The organism is Jatrophihabitans cynanchi, from assembly GCF_027247405.1.
Lineage (GTDB): Bacteria > Actinomycetota > Actinomycetes > Mycobacteriales > Jatrophihabitantaceae > Jatrophihabitans_B > Jatrophihabitans_B cynanchi.
Genome location: NZ_CP097463.1, coordinates 1,021,433 through 1,037,558 on the forward strand (window position 1 = coordinate 1,021,433; position 16,126 = coordinate 1,037,558).

A 16,126-nucleotide genomic window follows, 5' to 3' on the forward strand; every position below is an offset into this window, starting at 1 on the left:
CCGTGAGCAATGCTCTGTTCTGAGAGCGGTGCTCTCCAACACGGAAAGAGGAATCTCATGGCACTCCACGTCGTGGTCGGCGCAGGGCCGGTCGGCTCCGCCGTCGCTCGCGAACTCCTGTCCCGGGGCGAGCAGGTCCGGGTGGTCACCCGCAGCGGTTCGGGCCCGGACGGCACCGAGCGCGTTGCTGCCGACGCGGGCGACGCGCAACGGCTGAGCGAACTTGCCGACGGAGCGGTCGCGCTCTACAACTGCGTGAACCCGCAGTACCACCGCTGGGTCACCGACTGGCCACCGGTCGCCAACGCGCTGCTCAGCGCGGCAGAGCGCAGCGGTGCGGTGCTCGCGATCACCGGGAACCTCTACGGCTACGGGCCGGTCGACCGGCCGATGACCGAGGACCTGCCGCTGGCCGCAACCGGCACCAAGGGGCGCATCCGCGCCGGAATGTGGCGGGACGCGCTGGCGCTGCAGGAAGCGGGCCGGATCCGTGCCTTCGAGGTGCGCGGCAGCGACTACCTCGGTGGCAACTCCTGGCTGAGCACGATCATCGCGCCGGCGCTGCGCAAGGGGCGGACGGCGTACGTGCCGGCCGACCCGGATGCGCCGCACACCTGGACGAACGTCGAGGACGTCGCGAGGCTGCTGGTCGTGGCCGCCACCGACGAGCGGGCGTGGGGCCGGGCGTGGCATGTACCCAGCGCGGCGCCGTGCTCACTGCGCGAGTTGACGGCCATCGCCGCCGCCCAGCTGGACGCGGCCGCGAAGATCCGCTCGCTGCCCTACGCGGCACTGTGGGCCGCGGGCCTGTTCAACGCGCAGCTACGCGAGCTGCGCGAGACCCAGTACCAGTTCCGCGGCCCGTTCGTCCTGGACTCGACCGCCGCCGAGCAAACCTTCGGGCTGCGACCGGCCCGGCTCGAGGACTCGGTCGCGCTCGACCTGCGCAACGCCACGCCCGCGTTCTGACGCGGGGCGTCAGTCGAAGCGGGGCGACTCGGTGCGGGTGCGCTTGAGCTCGAAGAAGTACGGATAGCCGGCCAGCAGGCGGGCGCCGTCCCAGACCCGGAGGGCGTCCTCGCCGCGCGGAATCCGGGTCAGCACCGGGCCGAAGAAGGCGACGCCGTCGACGTGGATGGTCGGCGTTCCGACCTCGAAGCCGACCGGGTCCATGCCCGCGTGGTGCGACTTGCGCAACTGCTCGTCGTAGTCGGTGGAGTCAGCGGCATCGGCGAGCGAGGCGGGCAGCCCGGCCTCCGTCAACGCCTCCTCGATCAGGGCCCGGTCGAAGTCGCGCCCCTCGTCGTGCCGGCGCCGGCCGAGAGCGGTGTACAGCGGCCGCAGCACCTCGGACCCGTGCTGCTGCTCGGCGGCGATGCACACCCGGACCGGCCCCCAGCCGCGGTCCAGCAGTTCGCGGTACTGCTCGGACAGCCCCTCGCGATCCTCGTTCAGCACCGACAGGGACATCACATGGAACTGCAAGGCGATGTCCCGCTGCTGCTCCACCTCGAGGATCCAGCGGGAGGTGACCCAGGCGAACGGACAAAGCGGGTCGAACCAGAAATCGACAACGGGGCGCTCTGCGGTAGATGTCACATCAACTAGCGTACCCGGACCGGGTCACGACAGGGCGGCGAGGGCCCGGTCCGCGTGCGTGTTCATGTTCACCTCGCTGTGGATCGCCGCGGCCACCCGGCGGTCGCGATCGATCGCGAACGTCCAGCGCTTCACCGGCGCGCCGAGCCGCTGCGCGAACCCGCCGCGCTGCACGCCGAACAGCGCGGCGACCGAGCCGTCCTCGTCCGACAGCAGCGGGTAGTCGAAGGAGTGCTTGTCGGCGAACTGCTTCTGCTTGGCGACCGGGTCCCGGCTGATACCCACGCGCTGTACCCCGGCCGCGGCGAACTCGGCAGCGAGGTCACGGAAGTGGCAGGCCTCGCGCGTGCAGCCCGCGGTCATCGCCGCCGGATAGAAGAACAGCACGACGGGCCCGTCGGCCAGCAGCGTCGACAGCCGTCGCGGCCGGCCGTCCTGGCCGGGCAGTTCGAAGTCGGGCACCACGTCGCCAACCTGCATACCAGCACGCTATCTCGCCCGATCGGGCAGCGCGATCCGCGCGATCGCCCGTGCCGCGCGAGGTGTTCCGGGCTGGGCGCCGGGTGGCAGCATCCCCGCATGGCGCGCAGTTCGTGGGTCGAGCCCGATCGTGCCGGCCCGCGAGCGCGGCCCGATCGCCCGGCGACTCCGCACGTCACCGCGGCGCAGCCCGGCCCCGCGCTCGTGCCCGCTCACCTGGCGGACCTGCAGCGCCTCGCCGGCAACCGGGCGGTGGCCCGCCTGCAGCGCCAGGGCGGCGGCACCGCGACCGCGCACCGCACCGTACGGGCCGGCTCGACCGGGGCGGACGTCGAGGAGTTGCAGACCAAGCTGAACGCGGCGCTGCCCGGCGCCGAACCCCTCGTCGTCGACGGCATCTTCGGCCCCAGGACGCGTGCGGCCGTCGTCGCGTTCCAGGGCGGCCACGCGCTGGCCGCCGACGGCGTCGCCGGTCCGATCACGTGGGGTGCCCTGGACTCGGGCGGCACCACCCCGCCGCCTCCCCCACCGCCGCCTGCGCCACCGGGCCTGGCCACCTTGCGGCCGGGCTCGACCGGAGCGGACGTCGCAGCCGCACAGCAGAAGCTGAACGCGGCCGGCCTCGGCATCGCGGTGCTGGCGATCGACGGTGTCTACGACCGGACGACGGCCCTGGTGGTGCTCACCTTCCAGTTGACGCACGGCATCACGCCGACCGGCATCCTCGACCCCGCGAGCCGGGTGGCCCTGGACGCGGCGGTTCCCGGTGGCGGTCACGACGCCGCGGGGATCGAGAACGCCGTCGCCAACCCCCGCGGCGCGCACCCGCTCGGCACCCAGGTGCCGGGAACGTCGCTGCACCCGGTCGTGGGGCCGGCCCCGAACGTCGCGTCCGGGCCGGCCGTCCGCGAGGCTCAGCAGAAGCTGAACATCTGGAACCTGACCCAGCCGACGCCGGCCACGCCGCTGGCCGAGGACAGCACCTGGACGGCCGCCGACACGGCGTTGCTCACCACGTTCCAGAGCACGCACGGCTTGACCGTCGGGCCGTTGAACGCGGCATGCTGGACCGCTCTGGACGCGGCCGCGCCGGAGGCGACGTCCGGGTTCGAGCAGCGCGAGTGGACGGAAATCGTGGGCGGGCACCAGTACCAGATGACCGGCACCAGCGCCTCGCGGTACTCGTGGTCCCTCGACCCGGCCGGCAGCACCGGCAACGTCATGAACGTGACCGCGCGGGTCAACTTCACCGGCCAGCCACCGAGCGGGGCGTGGACCGGCTTCGTGCAGGCCAAGTGGAACCGGTTCGCCGCGCAGAACGCCGCGAACGAGAAGGTGAACATCGACTTCCACCTGGTCTCCGGCAGCGGGCCGGACGCCCACGACGTCCTGGTGAAGACCGGCACCGGCCGGGCGAACGCCGGCACCTGGTTCCTCGGCGACACGCACGCCGCGGACACCGTCCCGCACGAGTTCGGACACCTGATCGGGCTGTCCGACGAGTACCAGCTGCACTCCGGCGACTACCGCACGGTGACCGGTCACGAACCGACGGTGGGCGATGCGGCCGGTCCGGCCGGCGTGACGGCGGCGCAGATGGCGCAGCACATCCAGACCCAGATGATCACGCTCAGCGCCGCGAACGTGGCCGCCGTGAGCACCGGCGTCGGGCTGCGCAGCGGGGCCTACACTCAGCAGGTGCTCGAGGCCTACGCCGCGCTGCCCGCCGTGACGTTGCCGGCCATCGCGCCGGTCGCGCCGACCGGGACGTCCCCGGGCGATCCCGGCCGCGCCGCGGCCGGGTGACCGACCACGATCACGGCGGCGCGCAGGCCCGGCACGTGCAGGAGTTCTGCGACCACATCGCGCGCATCCGCGGCGGCGCCTGGGCCGTGGTGAACCGCTGATGATCGCGGCATGGTTCCGGCAGGGCGGCCCAGCCGTGCCGCGCGACTCCGAGTCGCTCGGCGTCGACGACGACGGAACCTTCAGCCTGTGGCGCGCGGTGGGCGCGGTCGCGGCCGGATTCTTCTCCGGCCGGCTCGCCGAGGCAGAGCGCGACGCGCTGGCCGAGGCCGCCGAGGCGGTCCAGCGGGCCGGCGACCTGTCGGTGCCCCTGGTGCCGGATGCAGCCGCGGAGACGATCAGCGCCGGGGTCCGCCGCGCCGATCTGAGCGCGGACGCCGACGTGGATCCACCCTGGCGGGACCTGGTCGGCCGGCTACGCCGGCTGGCGGACGACGGGCTGCGCGCCCCGGTAGCCGCGATCGCGCTCGAGGTGTCCGCGGACGGGCAGGCCGCGCGCCTGGTGCATCGGGGCACCGATCCCGTCGGCGTGGACCTGGGAACCCTCGCGCTCACGGCCACCCTGTGGCGCGGCTGGTACCAGCCGGCTGGGACGTGGACGGCGCCACCGCCTGTCCCGGGCCCGGTCACCGCCGGGCCGGGCTGGGCGTTCGCGCTGCCGTTCGCCCACGGCCTGGAGCTGGGCGCGGACCGGACGCTGCACGTCGCCGTCGACGTGCAGCTCACGGTCAACGGGACCGCCATGGCGGCCGGGCTGCGCCATGCGCCCGAGCCGCCGGCCCGACCGGCCTGAGCGGACGGCGCATCGAACACAGGCGCCCGGGGGCGCGTGGAAGACTGTACGTAGCCGTGCGCCGATGATCCGGCCGCCGACGTACCCAGGACCGCCCCCACGAGGAGTGACTGCGCTGTGGCCGTACCGAACCTGACCCGCGATGACGCGCGCGCCCGTGCCGAACTGCTGCACGTGCACTCCTACGACCTCGAGCTGGATCTGACGGACCAGGGGGGCAAGCCGGGCGACCGCACGTTCCGGTCGACGAGCACGATCACCTTCACCGCGACGCGTCCCGGCGAGGGCACGTTCGTCGACGTGATCGCCGACGCGTTCCACAGCGTCACGCTCAACGGCGAGGACGTCGACACCTCCGGCTACGCGCCCGAGAAGGGCATCGTGCTCACCGGGCTGGCCGCCGAGAACGTGCTGGTGGTCGACGCCGACCTGCTCTACACGAACACCGGCGAGGGGCTGCACCGGTTCGTCGACCCGCTGGACGGCGAGACCTACCTGTACTCGCAGTTCGAGACGGCCGACGCCAAGCGGATGTACGCCTGCTTCGACCAGCCGGACCTGAAGGCGACGTTCACGGTCCGGGCGATCGTGCCGGACCACTGGCAGGTCGCGTCCAACGGCCGCGAGCAGCAGGTGGAGCAGCTATCGGCGGGCAAGCGGATCCACTTCGCCACCACCGCGCGGATCAGCCCGTACATCACCGCGTTGGTCGCCGGGCCGTACCACGTGGCCCGCTCCACGCACGACGGGATCGACCTGGGCCTGTGGTGCCGCCGCACGCTGGCCGAGCATCTCGACAGCGACGAGCTGTTCACCGTGACGGCGCAGGGTTTCGACTGGTACCACGAGAACTTCGGCGTGCGGTACCCCTTCGACAAGTACGACCAGCTGTTCGTGCCGGAGTTCAACGCGGGCGCGATGGAGAACGCCGGCTGCGTCACCTTCCGCGAGGACTACGTGTTCCGCAGCAAGGTCACCGACGCCCGCTACGAGCGGCGTGGCGAGACGCTGCTGCACGAGATGGCGCACATGTGGTTCGGCGACCTGGTCACGATGCGCTGGTGGGACGACCTGTGGCTGAACGAGTCGTTCGCCACCTACGCCTCGATCCTGTGCCAGACCAGCGCGACCCGCTGGACGCACGCCTGGACGACCTTCGCGAACGCCGAGAAGACCTGGGCGTACCGGCAGGACCAACTCCCTTCGACACACCCGATCGCGACGGACGCGCCGGACGTGCAGACCGCCGAGGTGAACTTCGACGGGATCACCTACGCCAAGGGCGCGTCCGTGCTCAAGCAACTCGGCGCGTACGTCGGCGTCGAGGCGTTCCTGGCCGGACTGCGCGAGTACTTCACCGAACACGCGTACGGCAACACCACGCTGGCCGACCTGCTGCGCGCGCTGGAGAACTCCTCCGGCCGGAACCTGGGCGACTGGTCGAAGCTGTGGCTGGAGACGGCGGGCATCAACACGCTGCGCCCGGAGTTCACCCTGGACGAGGCCGGCAACTACACCGGCTTCGAGATCGTTCAGCAGGCACCGGACGAGGTCGCCACCAGCAACACGCTGCGCCCGCACCGCCTCGCGGTCGGGCTGTACGAGGAGCGCTCGGGCAGGCTGGTCCGCACCCAGCGCATCGAGCTGGACGTGACCGGGGAACGCACCGCCGTCCCGGAGCTGATCGGCACGGCGCAGCCGGCGCTGCTGCTCGTGAACGACGACGACCTGACCTACTGCAAGCTGCGTCTCGACGAGCGCAGCCTGGCCACGCTGCGCGACGACGCGGGCATCGCGAAGCTGACCGAGTCGCTGCCGCGCGCCCTGTGCTGGAGCGCCGCGTGGGACATGACGCGTGACGGCGAGCTGGCCACCCGCGACTACCTCGACCTCGTGCTGGCCGGTGCCGAGAGCGAGAGCGACATCGGCGTCATGCAGTCGCTGACCCGCCAAGCGCTGCGCGCGCTGGACGTCTACGCCGATCCGCAGTGGGCACCGAAGGGGTACGCGGCGCTGGCCGACCTCGCCCACGGCGCGCTGCTTCGTGCCCCGGCCGGCTCGGACCACCAGCTCGCTTGGACGCACGCGCTTCTCGGTGCCGCCCGCAGCGAGGAGCACATCGCGTTCCTGCGCGGCCTGCTGGACGGTTCCGGGCCGGTCGGCGGGCTGGCCGTCGACGACGAGCTGCGCTGGGCGATCGTGCAGTCGCTGTCCGCCCGCGGCGCCATCGACGCCGACGCGATCAGCGCCGAACTGGACCGCGACCCGTCCGCTGCCGGGCAGCGCTACGCCGCGACCGCCCGCGCCTTGCAGCCCACCGCGGAGGCCAAGGCGGAAGCGTGGCGGCTGGCCGTCGCGGACGACGCGCTGCCGAACGCGATGCAGGAGGCCGTCATCGCCGGGTTCGCGCACCCGCTGCACGGCGCGCTGCTGACGCCGTACGTCGAGCGGTACTTCGCCGAGGTCAGCGAGGTGTGGGAGCGGCGCACCAGCGAGTTGGCGCAGAACGTGGTGATCGGGCTGTTCCCCGTCTGGAGCTCGACGATCTCGGCGGACACCCTCGCCGCGGCCGACGAGTTCCTCGCGCGCGAGGAACTCCCGAGCGCGCTGCGGCGCCTGGTCGGCGAGGGCCGGGCCGACGTGGCGCGGGCGGTGCGGGCCAGGCAGACGGACGCGGCCGCCGGCTGACCCCGGCCGGTCGGCGCCGGCCGGTCGGCGGCAGCCCGGGGTTGCCCGGCCAACGCGTCACCCACGACGGGACGGATCGTTGGTCCGGGGGACAGCCCCCACGCTCCGGAGCGCCGCATGCCCACGCCGTCCCACCGCCGTCCGGATCCGTTCGCCGCGAGCGACCCGGCGGTGCTCGACGAGCCGGTGCGGGCCCCCGGCCTGGCCGCGGCGCTGCGCCGGCACCCGGCGCTGCGCAACCGCGCCGCGATCGGTTCGATCGCACTCGGCGCGATCGTGTTCGTGCTCGCCTGCCTGACCACCCCGTTGGCCGGCGCCCAGCCGCGCCAGCACCGGCCCACCGCACCGGCGCCGCACGTCGACCTGGGTAGCCTGCTCGCGCTGACCGGCCCGGATCCGGCTGCCGCCGCGCCCGTCACGCCGCCGGCACCGCCCCGATCCCCCGCGTCCACCCCCGCGCCGGCGCGCCCGGCACCGGCCGCCGTCAGCGGGCTGGCGGCGAACGGCATCCCCGGCGTCGCGCTGAACGCGTACCGGGTGGCGGCGGCGCGGATGGACCACGCCGAGCCCGGCTGCGGCATCGGCTGGTGGCTGCTGGCCGGCATCGGCCGGGTGGAGTCCGATCACGGCCGCTTCGCCGGCGCCACGCTTCTCGCGAACGGCACGTCCGTCCCGAAGATCATCGGCATCCCGCTCAACGGCCACGGCACCGAGGTCGTACGCGACACCGACGGCGGCCGACTGGACGGCGACCCGGTCTACGACCGTGCGGTCGGGCCGATGCAGTTCATCCCGCAGACCTGGGCCTCCTACGGCGTGGACGCGACCGGCGACGGCGTCGCGGACCCGTTCAACATCAACGACGCGGCCCTGACGGCGGCGCGCTACCTGTGCGCGGCCGGCGGGAACCTGCGCGCGCACGACGGCCAGGTGCGCGCGGTGCTGACCTACAACCACTCGAGCGCCTACCTGGCCGAGGTGCTCGGCCTCGCCGACGCGTACCGGCGGGGTGTGCCGGTGAGCGGGATCCCGCACGGGAACGTGACCGGGGCGCTGGCACCGGTCCGGCCCGGCAGCCTGCCCGCCGCGAACCCGGGCGCACCGACCGCGGTGGGCGGGTCCGCCGGCGCGAAGCACACCACCAGGCACGGCTCGGCCGGCTCGGGCTCGGCAGGCACCGCGGGCACCGCGGGCACCGGATCGGCTTCGAGCATGCCGCGGCCCCGCGGGACGTCCAGCGCGCCGGGTGGCTCGTCCAGCACGCCGGCTCCCGGCGGGACGTCCAGCACCCCGGCTCCGGGCGGGACGTCCAGCGCGCCGGCTCCCACGGCCAGCCCGACACCGTCACCCGCTCCGGCCCAGAAGTGCGTGCTGTGGGACCTGCTCAACCCCGGCCGTTGCGTGCTGTACGGCTGAGGTTCAGGCACAGCAGTGCGCCAGGCACCACTGTGGTGTGCACCCGCGCGGACCGGCTCAGGACGTGCCGGCGGAGTCCGCGAGCATCCGCAGCCCGGTGATGATGCCACCGACCAGGTCGCCGTTGGTGAACGAGGCGCGCATCGCCAGCGCGGCCAGCGCACACGCCCGGTTCGGCAGCCGCTTGGCCGACTCCGGGCCGGTCACGATGTGCAGGCTGCGCTGCCCGGGCGAGACGGCGAGCAGTACCGACGAACCGCTGAGCTTCTCGAACAACGCCTCGGCGTGGGCGCGGGTCGGAGCGCTCAGCGCGCCGATGTAGACCGAGAACGCCAGCCCGGTCTCGCGGCTGGACAGCGTCAGCGCCTCGTCGAGCCGGGTCAGCTGGCCGGCCGTGAACGCCTGATCGGCGCGGGCCGGCTGCGGGCCGTACTGCAGCGTCGTGCGGGACGTCGTCGCGAGTTCACCACTCACCGCTGGCACCCCCCACCGCGGTGGTCGCACCGCTGGTCACCTCGGCGTGCTCGGCGTGCTGCGCGATGGCCTCCGGGTGCGGCACGTACCAGGACGGCGCGTAGTTCCAGGGGCGGCCGGGACGGTAGCGGTTCGGCTGGCGCAGCATGGACTTGCCGTACACCCCGAACACCACCAGGGCGACGATGCCCGCGGGAATGCCCACGAACACCAGCACTGTCTCGACGATCGTCACGCCCGCAAACTTAGCTCATCAGCCTATGAGCGGCCTCAGCACCACCGTCATGTCCAGATCGGCGGATGGCGCCCGGCCCACGGCAGCGCCCGCTCCAGCTGCGCGGCGAGCGACAGCAGCGTCGGCTCGCCGGCCGGACGTCCGGTCAGCATGATCCCGATCGGCAAGCTCTCGGCCGACTCGTACAGCGGCAGCGAGATCGACGGCTGGCCGGTCACGTTGTACATCGCGGTGTACGGCGTGAACCGCTTCTGCCGTTCGAAGTCGCCGGCCGGATCGTCGCCATCGCCGGTGAACCACTCGACCGGCTGGGGCAGCATCGCCAGGGTCGGCGTGAGCACGGCATCCAGGTGCGCGGTCGACACGAGCGCCTGCCGGGACAGCACGGTCAGCTGCGCGAGCGCCGCGGCGAAGCGCGCCCCGTCCACGGCACGGCCCCGCTCGCGCAGGTATCGGGTGAGCGGGCGCAGCCGCGGCTCGCCGGCCGGATCGAGCGGGATGCTCGCCGTCGACACCGTCCACAGCACCTCGAAGTACTGGACGGCCTCCGGCGGCAGCGGCGCGGTGACCTCGACGACCTCGTGCCCCAGCTCGGTGAGCAGGGCCGACGCGCGCTCCCACGCCGCCCGCACCTGCGGGTCGACCTCGGTAGCCATCGGCGAGTCCAGGAACCGGCCGATGCGCAACCGTCCGGGCTCGCGCTCGCACCAGCCGAGGAACGTCTCGTCCTCGGGCAGCGGCGGCAGCGGGTCGGGATCGCCCGGACGCGGGCCGGCGACCGTGTCCAGGAACGCGGCGGCGTCGCGCACCGTCCGGGCCAGCGGGCCGTACACGCCGAGCCGGGTCGAGTCCAGGTCGAGCGGGCCCTTGCTCACCCGCCCGCGCGAGGTCTTCAGCCCGACCAGCCCGCACGCGCTCGCCGGGATCCGGATCGAGCCCCCGCCGTCGCTGCCCTGCGCGAACGGGACGAACCCGCTGGCCACCGCGGCGCCCGCTCCGCCGCTCGACCCGCCGGCCGAGCGAGCCGGGTCCCACGGGGTGCGGGCCGGCGGCCCGAGGTCGGTCGCCGTGTAACAGGGCAGCCCGAACTCCGGGGTGGTCGTCTTGCCCAGGCTGATCGTCCCGGCAGCGGCCAGCAGGCTCACCACGGTGTCGTCGTAGTCCGGCACCCAGTCGGCGAACAGCGCCGAGCCGAGCTTGGTGGGCACGCCCGCCGTCGCGTTGAGGTCCTTGATCGCGATCGGGACGCCGAGCAGCGGCGGCAAGGTTGCCGGGTCGCCGGTCGCGAGCACGGCCTGCTCGGCGGCCGCGGCCTGCGTGCGGGCGGTGTCGGCGGTGACGGTGACGAACGCGCCGACCTGCCCGTCCAGGCGGGCGATCCGCTCGAGCGCGTGCTCGACGAGTTCGACCGGGCTGACCTCGCGGCGGCGGACGGCCGCGGCCGCCTCCAGCGCGCTCAGTTCGTGCAGGTGCGTCATGGCGGCGACGGTATCCCGTTACCGGGTCAGGCCGGCGAGGCCAGCGCCTCGCGCGGCACCGGAGACGCGCCCAGGTAGGGCTGCCAGGCCGGGTCGCGCTTGGCCCACCCCATGACGACAGCCACCGTCGGCGGTGGCTGTGCGGGGGGCAGTTCCAGGTGCCAGCCGAGCTCGGAGAGCAGCCGGTCACCCTTGCGATGGTTGCAGCGGGCGCACGCGGCCACCACGTTCGTCCAGACGTGCAGGCCGCCGCGCGAGCGCGGCCGGACGTGGTCGACGGTGTCGGCACGGGCGCCGCAGTACGCGCACAGGTGCCCGTCGCGATCGAGCACGCCGCGGCGGGTCAACGGCACCTCGCGGCGGTAGGGGACCCGCACGTAACGCGAGAGCCGGACCACGCTCGGAACGCGGATGGCGGTACGGGCCGAGTGCATCACCTCGGTGCCCGCCTCGACCACGATCGCCTTCTCGGCGAGCACGAGCACGACGGCGCGGCGAAGCGGCACGACGCACAGCGGTTCATACGTCGCGTTGAGGACCAATGCACCCGACACCGGCTGACTCACCTCCGACCGGTACCAGTGAACCGGACAACCGGCTTTCGCGCACGCTCCTTGTGCCGTGGCAGGGTTACCGCCGTGAGTGCGACGACCCCGCAGCAGCTGGCCGAACTCCCCCGCTACGTGCGCGACCACAGCCGGTGGGTGATCGAGATCCCGGTGCGGATCCTGGTCATCATCGTGGTGGCGCTGGTGCTGCGTGCCGTGCTGCACCGCGCGATCGGCAGGATGGTTCGGCCGGTACGCGCCGGCGACGTGCCGCGCATCCTGCGCCCGTTCCGCGAGCGCGCCGAGAACCTGTCGCTGCTCGGCTCCGGGCTGATGTCCGAGCGCCGCAACCAGCGTGCAGCGACGATCGGCTCGGTCCTCAGGTCGGTGACCTCGTTCGTGATCTTGGTGATCGCGGTGCTGACGATCCTGAGCGAGCTCAGCGTCAACCTGGCGCCGTTCATCGCCGGCACGTCGATCGTCGGGGTCGCGCTCGGCTTCGGCGCCCAGACGATCGTCAAGGACTTCCTGTCCGGCATGTTCATGATGCTGGAGGACCAGTACGGCGTCGGCGACGTCATCGACTTCGAGAAGGCGACCGGCACCGTCGAGGCCGTCGGGCTGCGCACCACGCGGCTGCGCGACATCAACGGCACGGTCTGGTACGTCCGCAACGGCGAGGTGGTCCGGGTCGGCAACAAGAGCCAGGGGTTCGCGCAGGTCGTGCTGGACGTCCCGATCGACGCGAGCGAGGACATCGACCGGGCCTCGGCCGCGATGCTCGAGGTGGCGCAGGCGATGCGGGCGGACGAGGCCTGGGCGCCGGTGTTCCTCGGCGAGCCGGAGGTGCAGGGCGTCGAGCAGTTGACCCGCACCGAGACGGTGATCCGCCTCGTCGCCAAGGTGCGCCCGCTCGAACAGTGGCGCACGGCGCGCGAGCTGCGCCGGCGGATCCGCGAGCGGCTGGACCGGCTGTCGATCGACGCGCATCTGGACGACGCTCCCTCGCCGCCGTCCGGCTGAGCACTCGTCAGCCGAGCACTCGTCAGCGGAGCACTCGTCAGCCGAGCGCACGCACCGCGTCGAGCACCGCGCGATGCATCGTCGGGAACGCGTAGTGCATGGTCGCCAGCGTGTGCACCGGCACTTCGGCGTGCACGGCGACCGTGAGCAGCCCCAGGATCTCGCCGCCGTTCGGGGCGACCACGGTCGCACCGACCAGGACGCCGCGGTCGGCGTCGGCGACCAGCTTGACGAACCCGTCGTTGCCCGGCCCGTGGATCCAGCCGCGGCTGTTGGCCGGCATCGGCTCGGAGCCGACGCGCACGTTCAGGCCGCGCTCACGGGCCTGCTGCTCGCTGAGCCCGACCCGGCCGACCTCCGGATCGGTGAAGGTGACCCAGGCCAGCCCGTGGTAACCGCCGAACTGCGACGGCTGCCCGAGCAGGTGCGCGAGCAGCACCCGCGCCTGCCACACCGCCACATGGGTGAACGCACCGCGACCGGTGATGTCGCCGAGGGCGTACACGTCCGCGACCGGCGCCCCGTCGTGCTGCACCTGCAGGTGCTCATCGACCTCGAGCGAGCGCGCCGACCCGTCCAGGCCGACGGTGTCCAGGCCGATCGTGTCCAGGCCGAGCTCGGCCAGGTTCGGCCGCCGGCCCGCCGAGACCAGCAGCTTCGCCCCGGTGACCGTCGAGCCGTCGGCCAGCGTCAACTCGACCCCGTCGCCGCCCGCGGACACCCGGCGGACCCCGACGCCCTGACGCACCTCGATGCCCTCCCGCGCGAACACCTCGGCGATCGTGACCGAGGCCTCCGGCTCTTCCGGGCCGAGGATCCGCGGCGCGGCCTCCACGACGGTCACCCGGCTGCCGAACCGGGCGAAGCCCTGCGCCAGCTCGCAACCGATCGCGCCGCCGCCGAGCACCACGAGCGAGGACGGCGCCGTCCGGGCCTTCACCACCTCGCGGTTCGTCCACACCAGAGCGTCGGTGCCGTCCGAGCTCGCGCGCAGTTCGGCCAGCCCGTCGATCGGCGGGATCGCCGGCGCGGTGCCGGTCGCGACCACCACGCGGCGTCCGGTGAACGTCCGCTCCCCCGCGGCGACGACGAACCGGCCCTGCTCGTCGCGCCCGGAGAGCCGGCCGGCGCCGCGCACGAACGTCGCCCCCTTGCCCTCGAGCCGCTCGACCGCGACCCGGTCGTCCCAGTCGTCGGTCGCCTCGTCGCGGATCCGGTCCGCGACCGGCGTGAAGTCCGGCGCCACCTCGGCATGCCCGGCGAGCGCGTCGACGCGACGCGCCTCGGCCAGCACCTCGGCGCCACGCAGGATCATCTTGGACGGGATGCAGCCGAAGTACGGGCACTCGCCGCCCACCAGCGCCGGGTCCACGCCGAGTACCGACCAGCCCGCGGTGGCCAGCTGCCCGGCCAGCTCCTCGCCACCAGGGCCCAGGCCGAGCACGATCACGTCGAAGGTCGCGGTTTGCGTCATTGGTAGACCGTAGGACCGGCACCGTCAACGCGATAGAGAACAATGAGCGAGTGACCTCGACGCCCGACCCGGACCCGACGTACACCCGAGCCGACACCTTCTACGCGGCGGTCGGCGGCGAGGCGACGTTCCGCAGACTGGTCGGCGCGTTCTACGCGGGCGTCGCCGAGGACCCCGAACTGCGGGCGCTGTACCCCGAGGAGGACCTCGGCCCGGCCACCGAGCGGCTGACCCTGTTCCTCATCCAGTACTGGGGCGGCCCGACCACCTACAGCGAGCGGCGCGGCCACCCGAGGCTGCGGATGCGGCACGTCCCGTTCGCGATCGACAGCGCGCAGCGCGACCGCTGGCTGCACCACATGCGGGCCGCGCTGGACGGCCTGCAGCTGCCGGCGGCGTACGAGCAGACGCTCTGGGACTACCTCGTCGGCGCGGCCGACTCGCTGCGCAACGTCCGCGACGCGTAGGTGCGACCAGCGCGCGGCATCGGGCACAATGGCGGCGTGTCCAAAAGCGCTTACGGCCAGCCCTGGTGGGCCTCGGCCGTCTTCTACCAGGTCTATCCGCGCAGCTTCGCCGACGGCAACGGCGACGGGACGGGCGACCTGATCGGGCTCCGCGAGCGGATGGGCCACCTGCGTGAGCTCGGCGTGGACGCCATCTGGCTCTCGCCGTTCTACCGCTCGCCGATGGCCGACGGCGGCTACGACGTGGCCGACCCCTGCGACGTCGACCCACGCTTCGGCACGCTCGCCGACTTCGACGCGATGCTGGCCGAGGCACACGTGCAGGGCATCAAGGTCACCGTCGACATCGTCCCGAACCACTTCTCCGACCAGCACCCGTGGTTCCAGGCCGCACTGGCCAGCCCGCCGGGATCACCGGAGCGGGCCCGGTTCATCTTCCGGGACGGGCGCGGCCCGGACGGCTCGCTGCCCCCGAACAACTGGCCGTCCGTGTTCGGCGGCCCGGCCTGGCATCGCGAGCGGGGCGGGTACGGGGGTCCCGGCGGAGGGCAGTGGTACCTGCACCTGTTCGCTCCCGAGCAGCCCGACCTGGACTGGCGCAACCCCGAGGTGCCGGCCGAGTTCGGGCGGATCCTGCGGTTCTGGCTGGACCGGGGCGTCGACGGCTTCCGGATCGACGTCGCGCACGGCATGGCCAAGCCGGACGGGCTGCCGGACATGGACCTGTCCGTCGTGCCCTCGCGCGAGGAGGGCGCCACCATGCCGTCGCTGATGGACATCCGCTGGGACCGCGACGGCGTGCACGAGTACCACCGGGGGTTCCGGCGGGTGCTCGACTCCTACCCCGGCGACCGGATGGCCGTCGGCGAGGCCTGGGTGCCCGACTCGGACCGGCTCGCCCGGTACGTCCGCGCGGACGAGCTCAACCTCACGTTCAACTTCGAACTGGTCGAGGCCCGCTGGGGCGCCGACACGTTCGGCAAGGCGATCGACGCCTCGCTGCAGGCGATGTCCGGCGTCGGCGCTCCGTGCACCTGGGTGCTGGACAACCACGACGTGGACCGGGCAGCGACCCGTTACGGGGGCGGCGACCTCGGTGTGGCGCGAGCCCGGGCCGCCGCTCTCGTCCAGCTGTCGTTGCCGGGCGCGGCGTACATCTACAACGGCGACGAGCTGGGGCTGGAGAACGTCGACCTGCCGGACGAGGCCCTGCAGGACCCGACCTGGGAGCGCAGCGGGCACACCGATCGCGGACGCGACGGCGAGCGGGTACCGATCCCGTGGTCCGGCAGCGAGCCGCCGTTCGGCTTCACCAGCGCGCCGTCGAGCTGGCTGCCGATGCCGGCGAACTGGGCCGGGCGCACGGTGGCCGCGCAGGACGCCGACCCGGATTCGACGCTGCACCTGTACCGGGCGGCGTTGCGGCTGCGGCGTGAGCTGCCCGACCTGCTGGGGCGTGAGTTCGAGTGGTCCGGTGCCCCGGTGGGCGCGCTGGCGTTTCGCCGCGGCGGGATCGGAGTCGTGCTGAACGCCGGCGCCGAGCCGATCGCGCTCCCGGCCGGAGCGGTGCTGCTGTCGTCCGGCCCGCTCACCGGAGGCGTCGTTCCGGGCAACACCGCCGTCTGGTTGCGGCTGCCCTGATCGT

15 protein-coding genes are annotated in these 16,126 nt (G+C 73.2%); 8 read left to right on the top strand and 7 right to left on the bottom strand.

Annotated elements, in window-relative coordinates; translation table 11 throughout:
* Nucleotides 1-57: 57 nt before the first annotated feature.
* Nucleotides 58-969: an NAD-dependent epimerase/dehydratase family protein gene (locus M6B22_RS05005; protein WP_269444681.1), complete on the top strand. Its 912-nt coding sequence runs from the start codon at nucleotides 58-60 to the stop codon at nucleotides 967-969.
* A 9-nt stretch (nucleotides 970-978) separates the two neighbouring features.
* Here the strand turns inward: M6B22_RS05005 and M6B22_RS05010 are convergent, their stop codons facing one another.
* Nucleotides 979-1,599, bottom strand: a complete 621-nt coding sequence (locus M6B22_RS05010) for a mycothiol-dependent nitroreductase Rv2466c family protein (protein ID WP_269444682.1) — start codon at nucleotides 1,597-1,599, stop codon at nucleotides 979-981.
* 24 nt (nucleotides 1,600-1,623) lie between these two features.
* Nucleotides 1,624-2,079: a peroxiredoxin gene (locus M6B22_RS05015; RefSeq protein WP_269444683.1), complete on the bottom strand. Its 456-nt coding sequence runs from the start codon at nucleotides 2,077-2,079 to the stop codon at nucleotides 1,624-1,626.
* 99 nt (nucleotides 2,080-2,178) lie between these two features.
* Here M6B22_RS05015 and M6B22_RS05020 point away from each other — a divergent pair, with 99 nt between their 5' ends.
* From M6B22_RS05020 to M6B22_RS05035, 4 genes are all read left to right on the top strand, one after another.
* A complete protein-coding gene (locus M6B22_RS05020; protein WP_269444684.1) occupies nucleotides 2,179-3,885 on the top strand; it encodes a peptidoglycan-binding domain-containing protein in 1,707 nt (568 codons plus the stop codon).
* A gap of 100 nt (nucleotides 3,886-3,985) precedes the next feature.
* Complete coding sequence (locus M6B22_RS05025; RefSeq protein WP_269444685.1) at nucleotides 3,986-4,678, top strand: hypothetical protein; 693 nt, start codon at nucleotides 3,986-3,988, stop codon at nucleotides 4,676-4,678.
* 117 nt (nucleotides 4,679-4,795) lie between these two features.
* A complete protein-coding gene (pepN, locus tag M6B22_RS05030) occupies nucleotides 4,796-7,366 on the top strand; it encodes an aminopeptidase N (protein ID WP_269444686.1) in 2,571 nt (856 codons plus the stop codon).
* A gap of 117 nt (nucleotides 7,367-7,483) precedes the next feature.
* Complete coding sequence (locus tag M6B22_RS05035; RefSeq protein ID WP_269444687.1) at nucleotides 7,484-8,782, top strand: lytic murein transglycosylase; 1,299 nt, start codon at nucleotides 7,484-7,486, stop codon at nucleotides 8,780-8,782.
* Between the two features lie 57 nt (nucleotides 8,783-8,839).
* Here the strand turns inward: M6B22_RS05035 and M6B22_RS05040 are convergent, their stop codons facing one another.
* From M6B22_RS05040 to M6B22_RS05055, 4 genes are read right to left on the bottom strand one after another with little or no spacing between them, the layout of a single operon-like run.
* Nucleotides 8,840-9,256, bottom strand: a complete 417-nt coding sequence (locus M6B22_RS05040) for a DUF5130 family protein (protein WP_269444688.1) — start codon at nucleotides 9,254-9,256, stop codon at nucleotides 8,840-8,842.
* On the bottom strand, nucleotides 9,246-9,491 hold the full coding sequence (gene ctaJ, locus M6B22_RS05045) for an aa3-type cytochrome oxidase subunit CtaJ (protein WP_269444689.1): 246 nt from the start codon (nucleotides 9,489-9,491) through the stop codon (nucleotides 9,246-9,248). Before ctaJ ends, M6B22_RS05040 begins: the two co-directional genes overlap by 11 nt.
* Nucleotides 9,492-9,538: 47 nt before the next feature.
* A complete protein-coding gene (locus M6B22_RS05050) occupies nucleotides 9,539-10,969 on the bottom strand; it encodes an amidase (RefSeq protein WP_269444690.1) in 1,431 nt (476 codons plus the stop codon).
* 26 nt (nucleotides 10,970-10,995) lie between these two features.
* Entirely contained in the window at nucleotides 10,996-11,523 is a 528-nt protein-coding gene (locus tag M6B22_RS05055) for an HNH endonuclease (RefSeq protein WP_269444691.1), read from the bottom strand.
* Between the two features lie 84 nt (nucleotides 11,524-11,607).
* Between M6B22_RS05055 and M6B22_RS05060 the strand changes: the two genes are divergently transcribed.
* Nucleotides 11,608-12,540 carry a mechanosensitive ion channel family protein gene (locus M6B22_RS05060; RefSeq protein ID WP_269444692.1) on the top strand — a complete coding sequence of 311 codons (933 nt, stop codon included), beginning with the start codon at nucleotides 11,608-11,610 and terminating at the stop codon, nucleotides 12,538-12,540.
* A 37-nt stretch (nucleotides 12,541-12,577) separates the two neighbouring features.
* Here M6B22_RS05060 and M6B22_RS05065 read toward each other — a convergent pair whose 3' ends face one another.
* Nucleotides 12,578-14,014, bottom strand: coding sequence for a dihydrolipoyl dehydrogenase family protein (locus M6B22_RS05065; RefSeq protein ID WP_269444693.1), 1,437 nt, complete (start codon nucleotides 14,012-14,014; stop codon nucleotides 12,578-12,580).
* A 50-nt stretch (nucleotides 14,015-14,064) separates the two neighbouring features.
* Between M6B22_RS05065 and M6B22_RS05070 the strand changes: the two genes are divergently transcribed.
* Together M6B22_RS05070 and M6B22_RS05075 are read left to right on the top strand one after the other, a co-directional pair.
* Nucleotides 14,065-14,481, top strand: a complete 417-nt coding sequence (locus tag M6B22_RS05070) for a globin (protein ID WP_269444694.1) — start codon at nucleotides 14,065-14,067, stop codon at nucleotides 14,479-14,481.
* 36 nt (nucleotides 14,482-14,517) lie between these two features.
* Complete coding sequence (locus M6B22_RS05075; protein WP_269444695.1) at nucleotides 14,518-16,122, top strand: glycoside hydrolase family 13 protein; 1,605 nt, start codon at nucleotides 14,518-14,520, stop codon at nucleotides 16,120-16,122.
* Nucleotides 16,123-16,126 lie beyond the last annotated feature (4 nt).